The organism is Streptomyces filamentosus, from assembly GCF_014654895.1.
Taxonomy (GTDB): domain Bacteria; phylum Actinomycetota; class Actinomycetes; order Streptomycetales; family Streptomycetaceae; genus Streptomyces; species Streptomyces filamentosus.
Window position 1 is genome coordinate 1297279 of record NZ_BNBE01000001.1, and the last position, 17432, is coordinate 1314710.

The 17432-nt window shown below is 70.4% G+C and carries 19 protein-coding genes; 1 reads left to right on the top strand and 18 read right to left on the bottom strand.

Annotation, left to right across the window (positions count from 1 at the left end):
- The first annotated feature begins 48 nt into the window (after positions 1-48).
- Entirely contained in the window at positions 49-1098 is a 1050-nt protein-coding gene (locus tag IE326_RS05540) for a cytochrome P450 (protein WP_190040962.1), read from the top strand.
- Here the strand turns inward: IE326_RS05540 and IE326_RS05545 are convergent.
- The 18 genes from IE326_RS05545 to IE326_RS05630 all read right to left on the bottom strand — a co-directional run bounded on the left by IE326_RS05545 (position 1077) and on the right by IE326_RS05630 (position 17372).
- The gene (locus IE326_RS05545) at positions 1077-1523 is read right to left on the bottom strand and encodes a DUF2550 domain-containing protein (protein ID WP_150233122.1); all 447 of its coding nucleotides are present in this window, start codon (positions 1521-1523) and stop codon (positions 1077-1079) included. The genes IE326_RS05540 and IE326_RS05545 overlap by 22 nt on opposite strands.
- A gap of 147 nt (positions 1524-1670) precedes the next feature.
- Complete coding sequence (locus IE326_RS05550; RefSeq protein ID WP_030762228.1) at positions 1671-2045, bottom strand: F0F1 ATP synthase subunit epsilon; 375 nt, start codon at positions 2043-2045, stop codon at positions 1671-1673.
- Positions 2046-2160: 115 nt separating this feature from the next.
- The gene (gene atpD, locus IE326_RS05555) at positions 2161-3603 is read right to left on the bottom strand and encodes a F0F1 ATP synthase subunit beta (protein ID WP_030762231.1); all 1443 of its coding nucleotides are present in this window, start codon (positions 3601-3603) and stop codon (positions 2161-2163) included.
- A complete protein-coding gene (locus tag IE326_RS05560) occupies positions 3603-4520 on the bottom strand; it encodes a F0F1 ATP synthase subunit gamma (protein WP_150231731.1) in 918 nt (305 codons plus the stop codon). Before IE326_RS05560 ends, atpD begins: the two co-directional genes overlap by 1 nt.
- A gap of 20 nt (positions 4521-4540) precedes the next feature.
- Positions 4541-6139 (bottom strand): F0F1 ATP synthase subunit alpha, encoded by a 1599-nt coding sequence (gene atpA / locus IE326_RS05565; RefSeq protein ID WP_150231729.1) that lies wholly within the window; start codon positions 6137-6139, stop codon positions 4541-4543.
- 137 nt (positions 6140-6276) lie between these two features.
- Positions 6277-7092: a F0F1 ATP synthase subunit delta gene (locus tag IE326_RS05570; RefSeq protein WP_150231727.1), complete on the bottom strand. Its 816-nt coding sequence runs from the start codon at positions 7090-7092 to the stop codon at positions 6277-6279.
- Positions 7089-7634 carry a F0F1 ATP synthase subunit B gene (locus IE326_RS05575; RefSeq protein ID WP_150231725.1) on the bottom strand — a complete coding sequence of 182 codons (546 nt, stop codon included), beginning with the start codon at positions 7632-7634 and terminating at the stop codon, positions 7089-7091. The genes IE326_RS05570 and IE326_RS05575 overlap by 4 nt, the downstream gene beginning before the upstream one ends.
- A 44-nt stretch (positions 7635-7678) precedes the next feature.
- A complete protein-coding gene (gene atpE / locus IE326_RS05580) occupies positions 7679-7909 on the bottom strand; it encodes an ATP synthase F0 subunit C (RefSeq protein ID WP_006346597.1) in 231 nt (76 codons plus the stop codon).
- Between the two features lie 90 nt (positions 7910-7999).
- Positions 8000-8809: a F0F1 ATP synthase subunit A gene (gene atpB, locus IE326_RS05585; RefSeq protein ID WP_150231723.1), complete on the bottom strand. Its 810-nt coding sequence runs from the start codon at positions 8807-8809 to the stop codon at positions 8000-8002.
- A gap of 225 nt (positions 8810-9034) precedes the next feature.
- Positions 9035-9448 carry a Cg1360 family ATP-synthase-associated protein gene (locus tag IE326_RS05590; RefSeq protein WP_030762251.1) on the bottom strand — a complete coding sequence of 138 codons (414 nt, stop codon included), beginning with the start codon at positions 9446-9448 and terminating at the stop codon, positions 9035-9037.
- A gap of 262 nt (positions 9449-9710) precedes the next feature.
- On the bottom strand, positions 9711-11024 hold the full coding sequence (locus tag IE326_RS05595) for an MraY family glycosyltransferase (RefSeq protein ID WP_150231721.1): 1314 nt from the start codon (positions 11022-11024) through the stop codon (positions 9711-9713).
- Between the two features lie 119 nt (positions 11025-11143).
- A complete protein-coding gene (glyA, locus tag IE326_RS05600) occupies positions 11144-12391 on the bottom strand; it encodes a serine hydroxymethyltransferase (RefSeq protein WP_190040963.1) in 1248 nt (415 codons plus the stop codon).
- 114 nt (positions 12392-12505) lie between these two features.
- Positions 12506-13150, bottom strand: a complete 645-nt coding sequence (locus IE326_RS05605; protein ID WP_190040964.1) for an arsenate reductase/protein-tyrosine-phosphatase family protein — start codon at positions 13148-13150, stop codon at positions 12506-12508.
- Complete coding sequence (locus tag IE326_RS05610) at positions 13147-13794, bottom strand: L-threonylcarbamoyladenylate synthase (RefSeq protein WP_190040965.1); 648 nt, start codon at positions 13792-13794, stop codon at positions 13147-13149. The genes IE326_RS05605 and IE326_RS05610 overlap by 4 nt, the downstream gene beginning before the upstream one ends.
- A 40-nt stretch (positions 13795-13834) precedes the next feature.
- Positions 13835-14680, bottom strand: a complete 846-nt coding sequence (gene prmC, locus IE326_RS05615; protein WP_030761590.1) for a peptide chain release factor N(5)-glutamine methyltransferase — start codon at positions 14678-14680, stop codon at positions 13835-13837.
- A 50-nt stretch (positions 14681-14730) separates the two neighbouring features.
- The gene (gene prfA / locus IE326_RS05620; RefSeq protein WP_030761594.1) at positions 14731-15807 is read right to left on the bottom strand and encodes a peptide chain release factor 1; all 1077 of its coding nucleotides are present in this window, start codon (positions 15805-15807) and stop codon (positions 14731-14733) included.
- A gap of 96 nt (positions 15808-15903) precedes the next feature.
- Positions 15904-16128, bottom strand: a complete 225-nt coding sequence (gene rpmE, locus IE326_RS05625; protein WP_150231713.1) for a 50S ribosomal protein L31 — start codon at positions 16126-16128, stop codon at positions 15904-15906.
- 146 nt (positions 16129-16274) lie between these two features.
- On the bottom strand, positions 16275-17372 hold the full coding sequence (locus IE326_RS05630; protein ID WP_190040966.1) for an LCP family protein: 1098 nt from the start codon (positions 17370-17372) through the stop codon (positions 16275-16277).
- Positions 17373-17432 lie beyond the last annotated feature (60 nt).

The window sequence follows — 17432 nt, forward strand, 5'->3', positions numbered from 1 at the left end:
CGGCGGGGACGGCCCCGCCCTCCGACGCCCGCCCTCCCGGAGACCCCCATGCGCGCCACGGTGTTCCACCCCCGACTCGCCGCCCTGTTCCGGGACCACCTCGGACAGGACGTCTTCCGGCTCGAACCCGACACCGTCGGCGTCGCCGGACACGAGGCCGCCGACCGGATCCTCGCCGCCCGCCGCGCCACCGAGGACGAGCGCCCCACCTTCAAACCGCTCCAGGGCCGCTCGATCCCCAGGGCCGAGGGCGCCGCCGTGATGCGGACCGTCGGCGCCGACGTCCGCGCGGCCCTCAAGGGGGAACGGATCCGGCCCGGGGACGTCGACCTGACCGGGGTGTGGCCGCACCGGGGCCACGTCTTCCTCCGGGACCTGGTCCTCGGCAAGGACCCCTACCGGCTGCGGATCCTCATGAGCCGCAACCTCGAACTGACCCCCAAGCTCACCTGGGCCGTCATCGCCGCGGGCGCCGCCCTCCCCGGCCGGCCCGGCCGCCGCGGCGAACCCCTCACCGGCCTCGCCCGGCTCACCGCCGACGCCACCGGCTACCAGGACCGCCGCTACGCCATGGGGCTGTACCGGCGCGCGGCCGCCCCCGTCTGCTTCACCGTCTCCGCCCTCGTCGCCAACGCGCTCTGGCTCGGCTCGCCCTTCGACCCCGCGACGCCGAACCGGCACCTGCTGTACGAGGCCATGCGGCTGCTGCCGCCCTCCTGGAACATCCTGCGCAACGCCTCCCCCGAGTACCCCGGCGTCGACCCGCGCATCGGCCCCGCCGACGACGTCCTCCTGCTGCCCCTGCTCACCCACCGGGACCCGGAGCTCTGGAAGGACCCCGACGCCTTCCGCCCGGAGCGCTGGGAAGACCTCGACCCCGACGACACCCCCGGCTACCTGCCCTTCGGCCACGTCTCCGAGCGCTGCTGGGGCCGCCACATGGTGATGCCCCTCGCCGAACTGCTCCTGGACCTCGTCCGCGGCGCGGGCCTGGAGGTGGACCCCGGACAGACGAAAGCCGAGGTGCCCCTCGCGGGACTCCTCGGCGTGTCGGAGATACGGATCCGGCGCGGCCCTCAGGCCACATTGACCCGTTGACCCGGCGGCGCCGCCTCCAGCCAGGCCATGAACCCGGTCCGGGCGTCCTCGCTCATCGCGAGCTCCAGCCGGACCCCGTTGTACATGCAGGGCTGGATCACCGAGTCCGACAGGAGCGCCAGCTCCTCCTCGCCCTCCGGCATCCGGCGCTCCAGGGCCACGATGGCCGAGCGCTCCAGGAAGCGGCGCGGGCGGGGCGCGTACGAGAAGACCCGGAACCAGGCGATCTCGTCACCGCTGTACCGGGCGACCCCGTACACCCAGCCCTTGCCGCTGAGGTCCGGCTCCTCCGGCACGTCCCAGCGCAGGGAACAGTCGAAGGTGCCGCCGGCCCGCTGGATCAGCCTGCGGCGCAAGCCGAAGACGAAGAGCCCGATCACCACCAGTGCGACGACCAGGCCGCACACGAGCAGCGCGAGGAACATCTTCACCGACCTCCTCGCTGCGTCCCGTGACCGGCGCCGCCGGCCGAACCGAATACAACCTGCATCTGCATCGCCTCAGCCGCGGCACGGTCCGGAACGTTCCGGACCGTGCCGCGGCTGAGGGCACTACTCTTCGGTGCGGGTCCGCTAGCGGACCGCTACCGCACGCAGCCGGACCTCGGCGCGCCGCTCGGCGGCGGCGTCCTCGTCCGACTTGGCGCGCTCCAGCGCGCGCTCGGCGCGCCGGGCGTCGATCTCGTCCGCCAGCTCGGCGATCTCCGCGAGCAGAGACAGCTTGTCGTCGGCGAAGGAGATGAACCCGCCGTGGACGGCGGCGACGACCGTGCCGCCCTCGCTCGTGCGGATGGTCACCGGGCCCGACTCCAGCACACCGAGCAGCGGCTGGTGACCGGGCATGACGCCGATGTCGCCGGAGGTGGTACGCGCGATGACCAGGGTGGCCTCGCCGGACCAGACACTCCGGTCCGCGGCGACCAGCTCGACGTGCAGCTCAGCAGCCAAGGGTGGGCTCCTCGGTTCACCACCCGGCGGTGCTGCCGGGTGTTGGGATCAATTCTAAGGGGCGTGGAGAGGGGGACGGGAACGGCTCCCGCCCCCTCTCGGGCGAGCACGGGGCTCAGGAGACGCCGAGCTCCTTGGCGTTGTTCTTGAGGTCCTCAAGACCACCGCACATGAAGAACGCCTGCTCCGGGAAGTGGTCGAACTCGCCGTCGCAGATCGCGTTGAACGCGGCGATCGACTCGTCCAGCGGAACGTCCGAACCGTCCACACCGGTGAACTGCTTGGCGGCGTGGGTGTTCTGCGACAGGAAGCGCTCGACACGACGCGCACGGTGCACGACGAGCTTGTCCTCCTCGCTGAGCTCGTCGATACCGAGGATCGCGATGATGTCCTGGAGGTCCTTGTACTTCTGCAGGATGCCCTTGACGCGCATGGCGGCGTCGTAGTGGTCCTGCGCGATGTAGCGCGGGTCCAGGATCCGGGACGTGGAGTCCAGCGGGTCCACGGCCGGGTAGATGCCCTTCTCGGAGATCGGACGGGAGAGAACCGTCGTCGCGTCGAGGTGGGCGAAGGTGGTGGCCGGGGCCGGGTCGGTCAGGTCGTCCGCGGGGACGTAGATCGCCTGCATCGAGGTGATCGAGTGACCACGGGTCGAGGTGATGCGCTCCTGGAGGAGACCCATCTCGTCGGCCAGGTTCGGCTGGTAACCCACCGCGGAGGGCATGCGGCCGAGCAGGGTCGAGACCTCGGAACCGGCCTGCGTGAAGCGGAAGATGTTGTCGATGAAGAACAGCACGTCCTGCTTCTGCACATCGCGGAAGTACTCCGCCATGGTCAGACCGGCGAGGGCGACGCGGAGACGGGTGCCCGGGGGCTCGTCCATCTGGCCGAAGACCAGGGCGGTCTTGTCCAGAACGCCGGACTCTTCCATTTCCGCGATGAGGTCGTTGCCCTCACGGGTGCGCTCGCCGACGCCGGCGAAGACGGAAACGCCCTCGTGCAGCTTGGCCACACGCATGATCATTTCCTGGATCAGAACGGTCTTGCCGACACCGGCACCACCGAACAGACCGATCTTTCCACCCTTGACGTACGGGGTGAGGAGGTCGACGACCTTGAGGCCGGTCTCGAACATCTCGGTCTTCGACTCGAGGTCCGCGAACGCCGGGGCCTTGCGGTGGATGGACCAGCGCTCGCCGACCTCCGACTCCGCCTCGGGCTCGTTCAGGATCTGGCCCAGCGTGTTGAACACGCGGCCCTTGGTGACGTCGCCGACGGGCACGGTGATGCCGTCGCCGGTGTCGACCACGGGGGCCTGGCGGACCAGGCCGTCGGTGGGCTGCATCGAGATGGTGCGGACGACGCCGTCACCCAGGTGCTGCGCGACCTCGAGGGTCAGCGTCTTGAGCGCGCCCTCCTCGGCCGGGTCGGCGACCTGGACGTGCAGGGCGTTGTAGATCTCCGGCATCGCGTCGACGGGGAACTCCACGTCGACGACCGGGCCGATGACCCGGGCGACGCGGCCCGTGGCGGCGGCCGTCTCAACAGTGGTCGTCATTACTTGTCACTCCCCGCGGTCGCGTCGGCCAGGGCTGCGGTGCCACCGACGATCTCGCTGATTTCCTGGGTGATTTCGGCCTGGCGGGCCGCGTTGGCAAGTCGGGAGAGGTTGTTGATCAGCTCTCCCGCGTTGTCGGTCGCCGACTTCATCGCGCGCCGCGTCGCGGCGTGCTTCGACGCCGACGACTGGAGCAGCGCGTTGTAGATCCGGCTCTCGACGTAGCGCGGCAGAAGGGCGTCCAGGACGTCCTCCGCCGACGGCTCGAAGTCGTACAGCGGACGGAGCGTGTCCGACTCGCCGGCCTCCTTCGCGACCTCGTCGAGGCTGAGGGGCAGCAGCCGGGCCTCGACCGCCGTCTGCGTCATCATCGAGACGAACTCGGTGTAGACGATGTGGAGCTCGTCCACGCCGCCCTCCGCCGTCGCCTTCTCGATCGCCTCGATCAGCGGCTCGCCGATCTTCTTGGCGTCCGCGTAGGTCGGCTCGTCCGTGAAGCCGGCCCACGAGCCGGCCAGCTTGCGCTCACGGAAGTTGAAGTGCGCGATGCCGCGGCGGCCGACGGCGTAGACGTCGACCTCCCTGCCCGCGCCCTCCAGGCGCTTGATGAGCTGCTCCGCCGCCTTGATGGCGTTGGAGTTGAAGGCGCCGGCCAGGCCGCGGTCGCTCGCGAGGAGCAGCACCGCGGCGCGGGTCGGGTTCTCGGCCTCGGTGGTCAGCGGGTGCTTGTCGTTGGCCCCCGTGGCCACCGCGGTCACCGCGCGGGTGAGCTCGGTGGCGTACGGGGTGGACGACTGCACCTTGCGCTGCGCCTTGACGACGCGCGAGGCGGCGATCATCTCCATCGCCTTGGTGATCTTCTTCGTCGCGGTGACGGATTTGATGCGACGCTTGTAGACCCGGAGCTGCGCTCCCATGAGTCAGGTCCCTTCCGTCGTCACTTCGAGACGTTGACGGCGGCAGGGGCGTCTTCGCCGAGCAGCTTGCCGTCAGAGGTCTCGAACTGCTTCTTGAACTCCGCGATGGCGTCGGCGACGGCCGTCAGGGTGTCGTCCGACATCTTCTTGCCCTCACGGATGGAGGTCATGAGACCGGAGTGGTTCTGGCGGAGGTACGCCAGGAGCTCGGCCTCGAAGCGACGGATGTCGGCGACCGGGACGTCGTCCATCTTGCCGGTGGTGCCGGCCCAGACGGAGACGACCTGGTTCTCGGTCGGCATCGGCTGGTACTGAGCCTGCTTGAGCAGCTCGACCATCCGCTGACCGCGCTCCAGCTGCGCCTTCGAGGCCGCGTCCAGGTCGGAACCGAAGGCCGCGAAGGCCTCCAGCTCACGGAACTGGGCGAGGTCCACGCGGAGGCGACCGGCGATCTGCTTCATGGCCGGGTGCTGGGCGGAGCCACCGACACGGGAGACCGAGATACCGACGTTCAGGGCCGGGCGCTGGCCGGCGTTGAACAGGTCGGACTCCAGGAAGCACTGGCCGTCGGTGATGGAGATGACGTTGGTCGGGATGAACGCCGAGACGTCGTTCGCCTTGGTCTCGACGATCGGCAGACCGGTCATCGAACCGGCACCCAGCTCGTCCGAGAGCTTGGCGCAACGCTCCAGGAGACGCGAGTGCAGGTAGAAGACGTCACCCGGGTAGGCCTCGCGGCCCGGCGGGCGGCGCAGCAGCAGCGACACGGCGCGGTAGGCGTCGGCCTGCTTCGACAGGTCGTCGAAGATGATCAGGACGTGCTTGCCGTCGTACATCCAGTGCTGGCCGATGGCCGAGCCGGTGTACGGGGCGAGGTACTTGAAGCCGGCCGGGTCGGACGCCGGGGCGGCGACGATCGTCGTGTACTCGAGCGCACCGGCCTCCTCCAGCGCGCCGCGCACGGACGCGATGGTGGAGCCCTTCTGGCCGATGGCGACGTAGATGCAGCGGACCTGCTTGTTCACGTCGCCCGAGCGCCAGTTGTCGCGCTGGTTGATGATCGTGTCGACGGCCAGGGCGGTCTTGCCCGTCTGGCGGTCGCCGATGATCAGCTGACGCTGGCCGCGGCCGACCGGCGTCATGGCGTCGACGGCCTTGTAGCCGGTCTCCATCGGCTCGTGCACCGACTTACGGGCCATGACGCCCGGGGCCTGCAGCTCGAGGGCGCGGCGGCCCTCGGTCGCGATCTCGCCGAGACCGTCGATCGGGTTGCCGAGCGGGTCGACGACGCGACCCAGGTATCCCTCGCCGACGCCGACGGAGAGGACCTCGCCGGTGCGCTGCACCGACTGGCCCTCCTCGATGCCGCTGAACTCGCCGAGGACGATCGCGCCGATCTCGCGCTCTTCGAGGTTCAGCGCGAGACCGAGGGTGCCGTCCTCGAACTTCAGCAGCTCGTTCGCCATGGCCGAGGGAAGACCCTCGACCTTCGCGATGCCGTCACCGGCCAGGCTGACCGTGCCGACCTCCTCGCGCGAGGCCGCGTCCGGCTGGTACGACTGGACGAAGGTCTCCAGCGCGTCCCGGATCTCCTCCGGCCGGATCGTGAGCTCCGCCATCTGGGTTCCCTGCTCTCCTTGTTGGGCCCGAAGTTTCTTAAGGGGTCTGGGGGCCGACCCCCAGGAATCTTCTGCAATCTCTGCACGGCCCAACCGGGCCGCTGTGATGCGTGTTGTGTTGCCGGCGGCCGGAGCCGTCAGCCGGCCAGCCGCCGCTTCGCCTCGCCGAGGCGCTCGGAGACCGTGCCGTCGATGACCTCGTCACCGACCCGCACCGAGATCCCGCCGAGGACCGAGGGGTCCACGTCCAGGTTCAGGTGCATCTCGCGGCCGTACAGCTTCGCCAGTACGGCTCCGAGCCGCTGCTTCTGCTGGTCGGTGAGCGGCACCGCCGAGGTGACGACCGCGACCATCCGGTCCCGGCGCGCCGCGGCGAGCTTGGACAGGGACTCGAGTCCCGCTTCCAGGCTACGTCCCCGGGGCTGGGTCACCAGACGGACGACCAGGCGCTCGGTGGTGCGGTTGGCCCTGCCGCCGAGCAGGCTGCGGAGCAGCTCGCCCTTGGCCGTGGCCGTGGCGGTCTTGTCCGTGAGCGCCGAGCGCAGCTCGGTGCTGGAGGACACGATCCGGCCGAAGCGGAACAGCTCGTCCTCGACGTCGTCGAGGGCGCCCGCCTTCTGGGCCGCGGTGAGGTCGGCGGTGTTCGCCAGTTCCTCGGTCGCGTCGACCAGGTCGCGCGAGCGCGACCAGCGGGACCGGACCATTCCGGAGACCAGATCGACGGTCTCCCCGCCCACCTGGCCGCTCAGGAGTCGCTGCGCGAGTGCGGCCTTGGCCTCACCCGCCTGCGCGGGGTCGGTCAGGACCCGGCGCAGCGACACCTCGCGGTCGAGCAGGACGGTGACTGCGGCCAGCTCGTCCGCCAGCTTCGCCGCGTCGACCGGGGTGTTGTCGGTCAGCGCGTCGAGGGACTCGCGGGCGGTGGCCAGTGCCTCACGGCTCGCTCCGTTCATCGGACGGCCTCCGCCTTCTCTTCGAGCTCGTCGAGGAAGCGGTCGATCGTGCGGCTCTGGCGCGCGGCGTCCGTGAGGGACTCCCCGACCAGCTTGCCGGCCAGGTCCGTGGCGAGCTTGCCGACGTCCTGGCGCAGCGAGGCGGCCGCGGACTTGCGGTCGGCCTCGATCTGCGAGTGACCGGCGGCGATGATCTCCTCGCGCTGGCGCTGGCCCTCCGCCTTCATCTCCTGGATGATCGCGGTGCCCTGCTCCGTCGCCTCCTGGCGGAGACGCGCGGCCTCGTGGCGGGCCTCGGCAAGCTGTGCCTTGTACTGCTCCAGCACACTCTGAGCCTCGATCTGGGCCGACTCGGCCTTCTCGATGCCACCCTCGATGGCCTCGCGGCGCTCGACCAGAACCTTGTTGATGTTCGGGAGGAGCTTCTTGGCGAGGAAGCCGAAGACGATGACGAAGGCGATCAGGCCGATGACGAGCTCGTCAAGATGCGGGAGGAGGGGGGGCTGGGGCTCCCCCTCGGCCGCAAGAAGCAGAGCGTTCACATCAGTGCCTTCCGTGAAAATGGGGCTGTCGTCGAGGGGCAGGCTTAGTAGACGAAGCCCATGACGATGCCGATGAGGGCGAGCGCCTCACAGAAGGCGAAACCCATGATCTGGTTGGTGCGGATCAGGCCGGCCGCCTCGGGCTGGCGGGCGAGGGCCTGGGTGCCGTTACCGAAGATGATGCCGACGCCGACGCCGGGGCCGATCGCGGCGAGGCCGTAACCGATGGCGGCGACGTTGCCTTCGACAGCAGCAAGGGTCTGGAGAGCGGACATGCCGGTTCTTCCTTCTCTTTCAAGGACCCGGTGGGGGTTGGCCACCGGAGACTGCGGGGTGGGTGGTGGAGCTGGTCCGTGGCAGGGGGCTCAGTGGTGCTCGGAGAGCGCGCCCTGGACGTAGCTGCAGGCCAGGAGGACGAAGACGTACGCCTGGACGGCCTGGATGAAGAGCTCGAAGGCGGTCATCACGAGGACCATCACGAAGGACGTGCCGGCGTAGACGATGCCGATGCCGTTGAGCAGGTACCAGGAGGCCAGCGAGAACATCACGATCAGCAGGTGACCGGCGAACATGTTCGCGAACAGTCGGACCGCGTGCGTGAAGGGGCGGATGATCAGGTTCGAGAAGAACTCGAGGACGACCACCAGCGGGAGGATCGGGCCGAGGGACTTGTCCCAGCCGACGATGTTCTTCCAGCCGCCGACGAAGCCGTGCTTCTTGAAGGTCAGCGAGACCCAGACGACGTACACGATCAGCGCGAGGGCCGCCGGGAAGGCGATCAGCGAGGTGACCGGGAACTGGGCCAGCGGGATGATCGACCAGAGGTTCATCATCCAGACGAGGAAGAACATCGAGACCATGAAGGGGACGTACTTCTCGCCGTCCTTCTTGCCGATGATCTCGTAGACGATGCCGCGGCGCACGAAGTCGTAGCCGGCCTCGCCCACCATCTGCAGCTTGCCGGGGACCAGCTTCGGCTTGCGGAAGGCCGCCCAGAAGAAACCGACCACCACGACGGAGCTCAGGACCGCGAGCAGCATGGGCTTGGTCAGCTCGAAGCTGCCCCATGTGGCGATCGGCTCGTAGATGAACGTGTGCAGGCCCGGAGCCGGGAAGCCGCATCCGGTGAAGATGTGGCAATCCGGGTCGAAGGCAAGCGTCTGGTCAGCACTCACCGCGGGCTCCTTCAGCGTGGCGCATAGGTACGGCAACCTCGTTGTGTCGGCGCGGCACGCAGCCGCGGGTCGGCACTGGACTGGTCTTACGGATAGGGGGGCGGCGGGTCGGCTTCGAGCCTCGCGCTGGGACAGGCGCCGCTTCGGATGCCCGCGCCCGCAATGCCGCAGTTGGCACCGGACGATAGCAGGAAGCCGAATGCGTCTTTATCCCGGCCCTACCCTTCACGACTTTGAACCCGTTTTCTCGGGCTCGACGTACGCGATCTTGGCCTTCATGTAGGCACGGGCCTGGGCCGCGACCCACACCACGGTCGCCGCGAGCAGCGTGAAGGCGAAGGCCTTGAAGTCGAACACCGTGGTGCCCTTCAGCAAGGCCAGGAACACGAAGAGAACCAGCAGCTGGGTCGTGTAGAGCAAGAGCCCCATCGCCTGGAACAGCTGCGGAAGTTTCTTTGCCGTCCGCTGGAGCACCAGCATCCCGATGCCCATGAAGAGGAGCACGACCAGGGTGCCGAGCACGGCGCCGATAGCCCCCTTCCCGCCGGCGACGATGCCGCTGATCACCGTGGCGATGGCGCCGACGGCGGCAGTGGGTACGACGGCCGAGAGAAGAAGGCGTGCGTCGGTGGAAGGCATGGCGGTGTCTCCGCTTGCTGGAGGGGGCGATGGTGTCGTCAGGGACGAGCGTAAGCCCGGTCCGAGGTGGGTCTCGGGGCCAACAGACCGTCGCACTACGGTCTTTCGGCACTGGCGCCGGGTCTCGTGAACGATATCACAAACTATTTGAATAGGTCTTTACCCGGGTGGTGTGCCAACTGTCACACATGAGGGTGACGATGCGCGATTGCGCGAGACAGCGAGGGGTCTTGTCTGGTATTGCCCCTCGCTGCGGCTTTCGTCAACTCGGCGTTCCGGCCTTCCTCCGGTCGGAGAAGCGCGAACGGTGACCGATGGCCGTGGAGCCGTTCAGTCCGGCCGGCACCGGCGGCCGCTCCTCGGCGGACGCCTCCCGCGCGGGTCCGGGCTCGGGCTCCGGAGCCGGCTTGCGGCGCCGGTAGCGCGGCGGGACGACGGCCTCCGCCCAGCGCGGGGCCCGCGGCGAGAAGCGCGGCAGCAGGAGCAGCACCAGGCCGAGGGCGCTCAGCACGGTGATGGCCAGGACGATCCACATCGAGGTCGAGTGGACCGAGTACGCGAGCGTGCCGAAGGCGATCAGCGCGGACCAGAAGTACATGATCAGCACCGCGCGGCTGTGCGAGTGACCGATCTCCAGGAGCCGGTGGTGCAGGTGGCCGCGGTCGGCGGCGAAGGGCGACTGGCCCTTCCAGGTGCGCCGCACGATCGCCAGGACCAGGTCGGTCATCGGGATCGCGATGATGGTCAGCGGCAGGATCAGCGGGATGAAGACGGGCAGGGCGGCGTGGGTCGCCTGCCGGGTCGAACCCTCGAAGATCTTCAGGGTGTCCGGGTCCACCTGGCCGGTGATCGAGATGGCGGACGCGGCCAGGATCAGGCCGATCAGCATCGAGCCCGAGTCGCCCATGAAGATCCGCGCCGGGTGCATGTTGTGCGGCAGGAAGCCCAGGCACATGCCCATGAGGATGGCGGCGAAGAGGGTCGCGGGGGCCGCCGCCTCGATCGTGTAGCCGTACCAGAGCCGGTACGCGTACAGGAAGAAGGCGCCGGTGGCGATGCAGACCATGCCGGCGGCGAGGCCGTCGAGACCGTCGACGAAGTTGACCGCGTTGATCGTCAGGACGACCAGGGCGACCGTGAGCAGCGTGCCCTGACCCTGGGTCAGGGCGACCGTGCCGACGCCGGGGATCGGCAGCCACAGGATCGTCAGGCCCTGCGCCACCATCACGCCGGCCGAGATCATCTGGGCGCCCAGCTTGATCAGCGCGTCCAGCTCGAACTTGTCGTCCAGGACGCCGATCAGCCAGATCAGCGCGGCGCCGGAGAGCAGCGCGCGCGGTTCGTTCGACTGGTCGAAGACGCTGTTGAGGTTCTGGAGGTGGTCGGCGACGAGCAGTCCCGCGCACAGCCCGAAGAACATGGCGATGCCACCGAGCCGCGGAGTCGGTTCTCGGTGCACGTCGCGCGCGCGGATCTCCGGCATCGCGCCGGTCGCGATGGCGAACTTCCGCACCGGACCGGTCAGCAGATAGGTCACCGCGGCCGTGACACAGAGCGTCAGCAGGTAATCACGCACGGGCTGTCCCCACAGGAATCGCTGGCCATCTCAGCCCCACACCCTAGCCGTGCCGTCCATGTGGTTGGAGACAACCGGGGTCCCGGAACGGTTGCAGTGCGCCCCGGCCCGTCCCCCGCTCACCGTCCATACGGGGGAAAACTCCTGGTCAGCTCCCGTACCTCGGCCCGTACCCGAGCCGTCTCCTCCGGTTCGCCGCGCAACGCGGAGGTGAACAGCGCGGCGATCCTGGCCATCTCCGGGGCGCCCATCCCCTGCGTGGTGACCGCGGCGGTGCCCAGGCGGATCCCCCGCCCGTCCCCGTGGGGCAGCGCGCAGGTGTCGAGGACCATCCCGGCCGCGGAGAGCCGGGCCCGCGCGGTACGGCCGTCGACGCCCAGCGGCGCGGGGTCGGCGGTGATCAGGTGGGTGTCGGTGCCGCCGGTGGTCAGCGCGAAGCCCTCCGCGGCGAGCGCCGCCGCGAGCACGCGCGCGTGTTCCACCACCCGATGGGCGTACGCGGTGAAGGCCGGGGTGGACGCCTCCCCCAGCGCCACCGCCTTCGCCGCGATGGTGTGCATCTGGGCGCCGCCCTGGGTGAACGGGAAGACCGCGCGGTCGATCCGTTCCGCCAGCTCCGCCGTGCACAGCACCATCCCGCCGCGCGGTCCGCGCAGCACCTTGTGGGTGGTGGCGCAGACGACGTCGGCGTACGGGACGGGGTTCGGCGCCGCGCCCCCGGCGACGAGCCCGATGGGGTGGGCGGCATCGGCGACGAGGTACGCCCCGACCTCGTCGGCGACGGCCCGGAAGAGCGCGTAGTCGGGGTGGCGGGGGTAGGAGATCGAGCCGCAGACGATCGCCGTGGGGCGGTGGTGGCGGGCGAGCGCGGCGACCTGCTCGTAGTCGACGAGACCGGTCTCGGGGTCCACCCCGTACGGGACGAAGTCGAACCAGCGGCCGGAGAAGTTCGCCGGCGAACCGTGCGTGAGGTGGCCGCCGTGCTCCAGGCCCATCGCGAGGACCGTGTCACCGGGCCTGAGAAGGGCCGCGTACGCCGCCAGGACGGCCGAGGAGCCCGAGTGGGGCTGGAGGTTCGCGTGATCCGCTCCGAAGAGCGCGGTGGCCCGTTCCACGGCGATCCGCTCGGCGGCGTCGGCGTACTCGCAGCCGCCGTGGTACCGGGCGCCCGGATACCCCTCGGCGTACTTGTTCGCGAGCGGCGAGCCCAGCGCGGCGAGCACCGCCGGCGAGGTGAAGTTCTCCGCCGCGATCAGCTGGAGCGTCTCCGCCTGCCGCCGCGCCTCCCCGGACAGCACGTCGGCGACCTCCGGATCCTGCCGCCGCAGGACGTCGAGGACCTCTTCGGGGGGCGCGCTGACCGACATGGCTGACTCCGGGCCTGGGGGACGTAGCACCAATGTAGGCGCGCCCTCCCCCGCCCGCCCCCCGAAGCCGGGCCGCACGCCCGCACGTCCGCCGGCGCCGCGCCGGGACGCCCGTCAGTCCCGCGTCGGGAAGCCCGTCAGGGCCGTGACCACCGGGTCCAGGGCCTCCTGGATCTCGTCGCCGATGGAGCGGAAGACGGTGATGGGGGCGCCGTAGGGGTCGTTGACCTCGTCGGCTTCGGCGGAGGGGGCCAGGAGCCACCCGCGTAGAGCGGCGGCGGCGCGGACCAGGGCGCGGGCGCGTTCGACCACGCCGTCGCGGGGGTCCGGGAGGGTGGTGGGGTCGATGGCGCGGACCAGCCGGGTGAACTCCTTCAGGGTGAAGGTGCGCAGGCCGGCCGAGTGGCCCATCGAGATGACCTGCGCGCGGTGGTCGCGGGTCGCGGTGAGGACGAGGTCGGCGCGGATGACGTGCTCGTCGAGGAGCTCGCGGCCGACGAAGCCGCTGTGGTCGGCGCCGAAGTCGGCGAGGACCAGCTCCGCGTTGGTCTCCATGGGGGCGCCCTCGTGGCCCCAGGTGCCGGCGCTCTCCACGATGAGGCCCCGGCCGAGCCCGTCGCCGAGCCGCTGGCCCAGGGCGTGGCGGGTCAGCCGCTCGGTGATGGGCGAGCGGCAGACGTTGCCGGTGCTGACGTGGAGGATGCGGAAGGTGGTGTCGTGCTCGTACCCCGCTATGCCACGCCCCTCAGGGGCGGTCAACTGGCCACCTCGAGGTCGGGTACGACCTTGCGGAGCTCCTCCGGTGACAGCGCGCCCTCGCGCAGCAGCACCGGGACCCTGCCCGTGACGTCGACGATGGAGGAGGGGACGATGCCGGGCGTCGGGCCGCCGTCGAGGTAGACGGAGACGGCGTCGCCGAGCATCCGCTGGGCCGCGTCGCAGTCCTCCGGCGCCGGGTGCCCGAGGACGTTCGCCGAGGTGACGGCCATCGGGCCGACCTCGGTGAGGAGCTCGATGGCGACCGGGTGCAGCGGCATCCGGATGGCGACGGTGCCGCGGGTGTCGCCGAGGTCCCACTGGAGGGACGGCTGGTGCCGGGCGACGAGGGTGAGGGCACCGGGCCAGAAGGCGTCGACGAGCTCCCAGGCGTGCTCGGAGAAGTCGGTGACGAGGCCGTGCAGGGTGTTCGGGGAGCCGATGAGCACGGGCACGGGCACGCCGCGCCCGCTGCCCCGGGCGGCGAGCAGGTCCGCGACGGCCTCGCTGCCGAAGGCGTCCGCGCCGATGCCGTACACGGTGTCGGTGGGGAGCACGACGAGTTCGCCGCGGCGGACGGCCGACGCGGCTTCGCGCAGGCCGGTCGCGCGGTCGGTCGCCTCGTTGCAGTCGTATCGGCGTGCCATCAGTCGCGCTCCTCCTTCAGGGTGGTGGTGCGGTGCCGGCTCACGGCATCGCCTTGCGGGCGGTCGCGAAGCGCGGCCGGTTGTTCAGGTCGGGGTGGTCGGCGGCGTCCGCCCAGCCGGCCTCCTCGTTGAAGATCCACGGGACCTGGCCGCCCTGCGTGTCGGCGTGCTCGATGACGACGAGGCCGCCGGGGCGCAGCAGGCGGTGGGCGGTGCGCTCGATGCCGCGGATGGTGTCGAGGCCGTCCTCGCCGGAGAAGAGCGCCATCTCGGGGTCGTGGTCGCGGGCCTCGGGCGCCACGTACTCCCACTCGGTGAGGGGGATGTACGGCGGGTTGGAGATGACCAGGTCGACCTGGCCGTCGAGCTCCGGGAGCGCGGTGAGCGCGTCGCCCTGGTGGACGGTGACGCGGGAGCCCTCGGCGTTCTTCCGGGTCCACACGAGGGCGTCGTCGGAGAGTTCGACGGCGTGCACGCGCGAGCGCGGCACCTCCTGGGCCATGGCGAGGGCGATGGCGCCGGAGCCGGTGCACAGGTCGACGATGAGCGGTTCGACGACGTCCATGGCGCGCACGGCGTCTATGGCCCAGCCGACCACGGACTCGGTCTCCGGCCGGGGCACGAAGACGCCGGGGCCGACCTGGAGCTCCAGGTAGCGGAAGAACGCCCGGCCGGTGATGTGCTGGAGGGGTTCGCGCGCCTCGCGGCGGGCGATGGCCTCCCAGTAGCGGGCGTCGAAGTCGGCGTCCTTGACGTTGTGCAGCTCCCCCCGCTTGACGCCGTGCACGAACGCGGCGAGCTCCTCGGCGTCGAAACGCGGTGAGGGAACGCCGGCGTCGGCCAGCCGCTGGGTGGCCTGGGCCACCTCGGCAAGCAGCAGGTTCACGCTGGTCCTCCGTGGTGCGGGGTGGGGCGGGGAGAGGTGCCTCGGACGTCTCAGGTGGCGGCGAGCTTGGCCGCGGAGTCGGCGTCGACGCAGGCCTGGATGACGGCGTCGAGCTCGCCGTCGAGGACCTGGTCGAGGTTGTACGCCTTGAAGCCGACGCGGTGGTCGGAGAGGCGGTTCTCCGGGAAGTTGTACGTGCGGATCTTCTCGGAGCGGTCGACCGTGCGGACCTGGCTGCGGCGGGCGTCGGCGGCCTCGGCCTCGGCCTTCTCCTGGGCGGCGGCGAGGAGCCGGGAGCGCAGGATGCGCATCGCCTGCTCCTTGTTCTGGAGCTGGCTCTTCTCGTTCTGGCAGGAGGCGACGATGCCGGTCGGCAGGTGGGTGATGCGGACCGCGGAGTCGGTGGTGTTGACCGACTGGCCGCCGGGGCCGGACGAGCGGTAGACGTCGATGCGCAGGTCGTTGGCGTGGATCTCGACGTCGACCTCCTCGGCCTCGGGCGTGACGAGCACGCCGGCGGCGGAGGTGTGGATGCGGCCGGCGGACTCGGTGGCGGGCACGCGCTGGACGCGGTGGACGCCGCCCTCGTACTTGAGCCGGGCCCAGACGCCCTGGCCGGGCTCGGTGGCGCCCTGGCCGCCCTTGGTCTTCACGGCGACCTGGACGTCCTTGTAGCCGCCGAGCTCGGACTCGGTGGCGTCGATGATCTCGGTCTTCCAGCCGACGCGCTCGGCGTAGCGGAGGTACATCCGGAGCAGGTCGCCGGCGAAGAGGGCGGACTCGTCGCCGCCGGCGCCGGCCTTGATCTCCAGGATGACGTCCTTGTCGTCGCTGGGGTCGCGCGGGACCAGCAGGAGGCGGAGCTTCTCGGTGAGCTCCTCGCGCTGCTTCTCCAGCTCCTTGACCTCGGCGGCGAAGTCGGGATCGTCGTGCGCGAACTCGCGCGCGGTCTCGATGTCGTCCCCGGTCTGCTTCCAGGAGCGGTACGTGCCGACGATCGGGGTCAGCTCGGCGTAGCGCTTGTTCAGCTTGCGCGCGTTGGCCTGGTCGGCGTGGACCGACGGGTCCGCGAGCTTCTTCTCGAGGTCGGCGTGTTCGCCGACCAGTTCCTCGACGGCCTCGAACATCTCGGGCTCCTGGTTTCGTCAGTTGCTACGGGGACGCCAAAGCGCCGGTCCCGGCCGCCCCGCTCGGGGGCGGCCGGTGACCGGCGCGGGGGCTCGCTACTTCTGGGCGGAGCCGGCGGCCTTGCCGAAGCGGGCCTCGAAGCGGGCGACGCGGCCGCCGGTGTCGAGGATCTTCTGCTTGCCCGTGTAGAACGGGTGGCACTCGGAGCAGACCTCGGCACGGATGGTGCCCTCGGTGAGGGTGCTGCGGGTGGTGAACGACGCGCCACAGGTGCAGCTGACCTGGGTCTCGACGTACTCGGGGTGGATCTCGCGCTTCAAGGTGTCTCCTAGTTCCGGGAGGGCTCCGGGTCGTCGCCGCGGGTTGCGGCGGACGTGAACCGGGGCCGACGTACCAGTCTGCCAGGACCGGCCGCATCTCCCCAAACCGGGGTGGGGCCGGTCCTATTCCCCGGCGGCCCCCGGGGCTACTTCACGACGCCCTCGGCCTGGCCGGTGGCGTTGCCCTCGGTGGCCGCGGCGGGGATCGGGCGGTCGGCCTTGAGGGCCTTCCAGACCTGCTCCGCCTTGGCCTCGACGGGGACGACCCGGTTGGGGTTCAGGGGGTCGTACCGGACGGGGAGGGTCACCATGCGGACGTTCTGGGCGGAGAGGCCCGTGAGTCCCTGGGCGAAGCCCATGAGCTCCTGGACGGAGTCGAGCTCGGAGTCCGGGGTGATGGCCTTGGTGGCGGCGTCGGCGAGGTCGAGGAGCTTCTTGGGGTTGGTGCCGGCGCCGACGCCCTTGAGCTGGTCGATGAAGGCCTTCATGAAGGCCTGCTGGAGCTGGATGCGGCCGAGGTCGCTGCCGTCGCCGACGCCCTTGCGGGTGCGGACGAGGCCGAGGGACTGCTCGCCGTCGAGGGTGTGGGTGCCGGGTTCGAGGTCCAGGTGGCTCTTGGGGTCCTCGATGGCCCGGGTGGTGGTGATCTCGACGCCGCCGAGGGTGTCGATGAGCTTCTTGAAGCCGGTGAAGTCGACCTCGATGTAGTGGTCCATGCGGATGCCGGACATGGCCTCGACGGTCTTGACGGCGCAGGCGGGGCCGCCGACCTCGTAGGCGGTGTTGAACATGGCGCGGCTCTGCCCGGGGGTCTCGGTGCCCCGGTCGTCGGTGCAGGCGGGGCGGTCGACGAGGGTGTCGCGGGGGATGGAGACGACGCTCGCCTTCTTGTGGCCCTCGTAGACGTGCAGGACCATCGCGGTGTCGGAGCGGGCGCCGCCCTCGTCCTTGCCGTAGGCGCGGTTGTCGCCGGAGCGGGAGTCGGAGCCGAGGACGAGGACGTCCAGCGAGCCGTCGTCGACGTTCTTGGGCCGGTCGGTGCCCAGGCGGGCGTTGATGTCGACGCCCTGGATGTTGCCGTCGAGCTTGAGGAGGACGTAGCCGAGTCCGGAGCCGGCCAGCACGAGCACGGCGGCGGCGCCGGACACGGCTATGCCGACGCGGCGGCGGCGCTTGGCGGGCGGTTTGCGGCGGCGGCCGGTGGCGCCTCCGCGTGCGCGCCCGTTCCTGGTCTGCTCGGTCATCGTCTTCCCTCGGGCCTCTGGTTCACCTGCTGTGACGGCGAAGCGGCCGAAAGGGTTGCA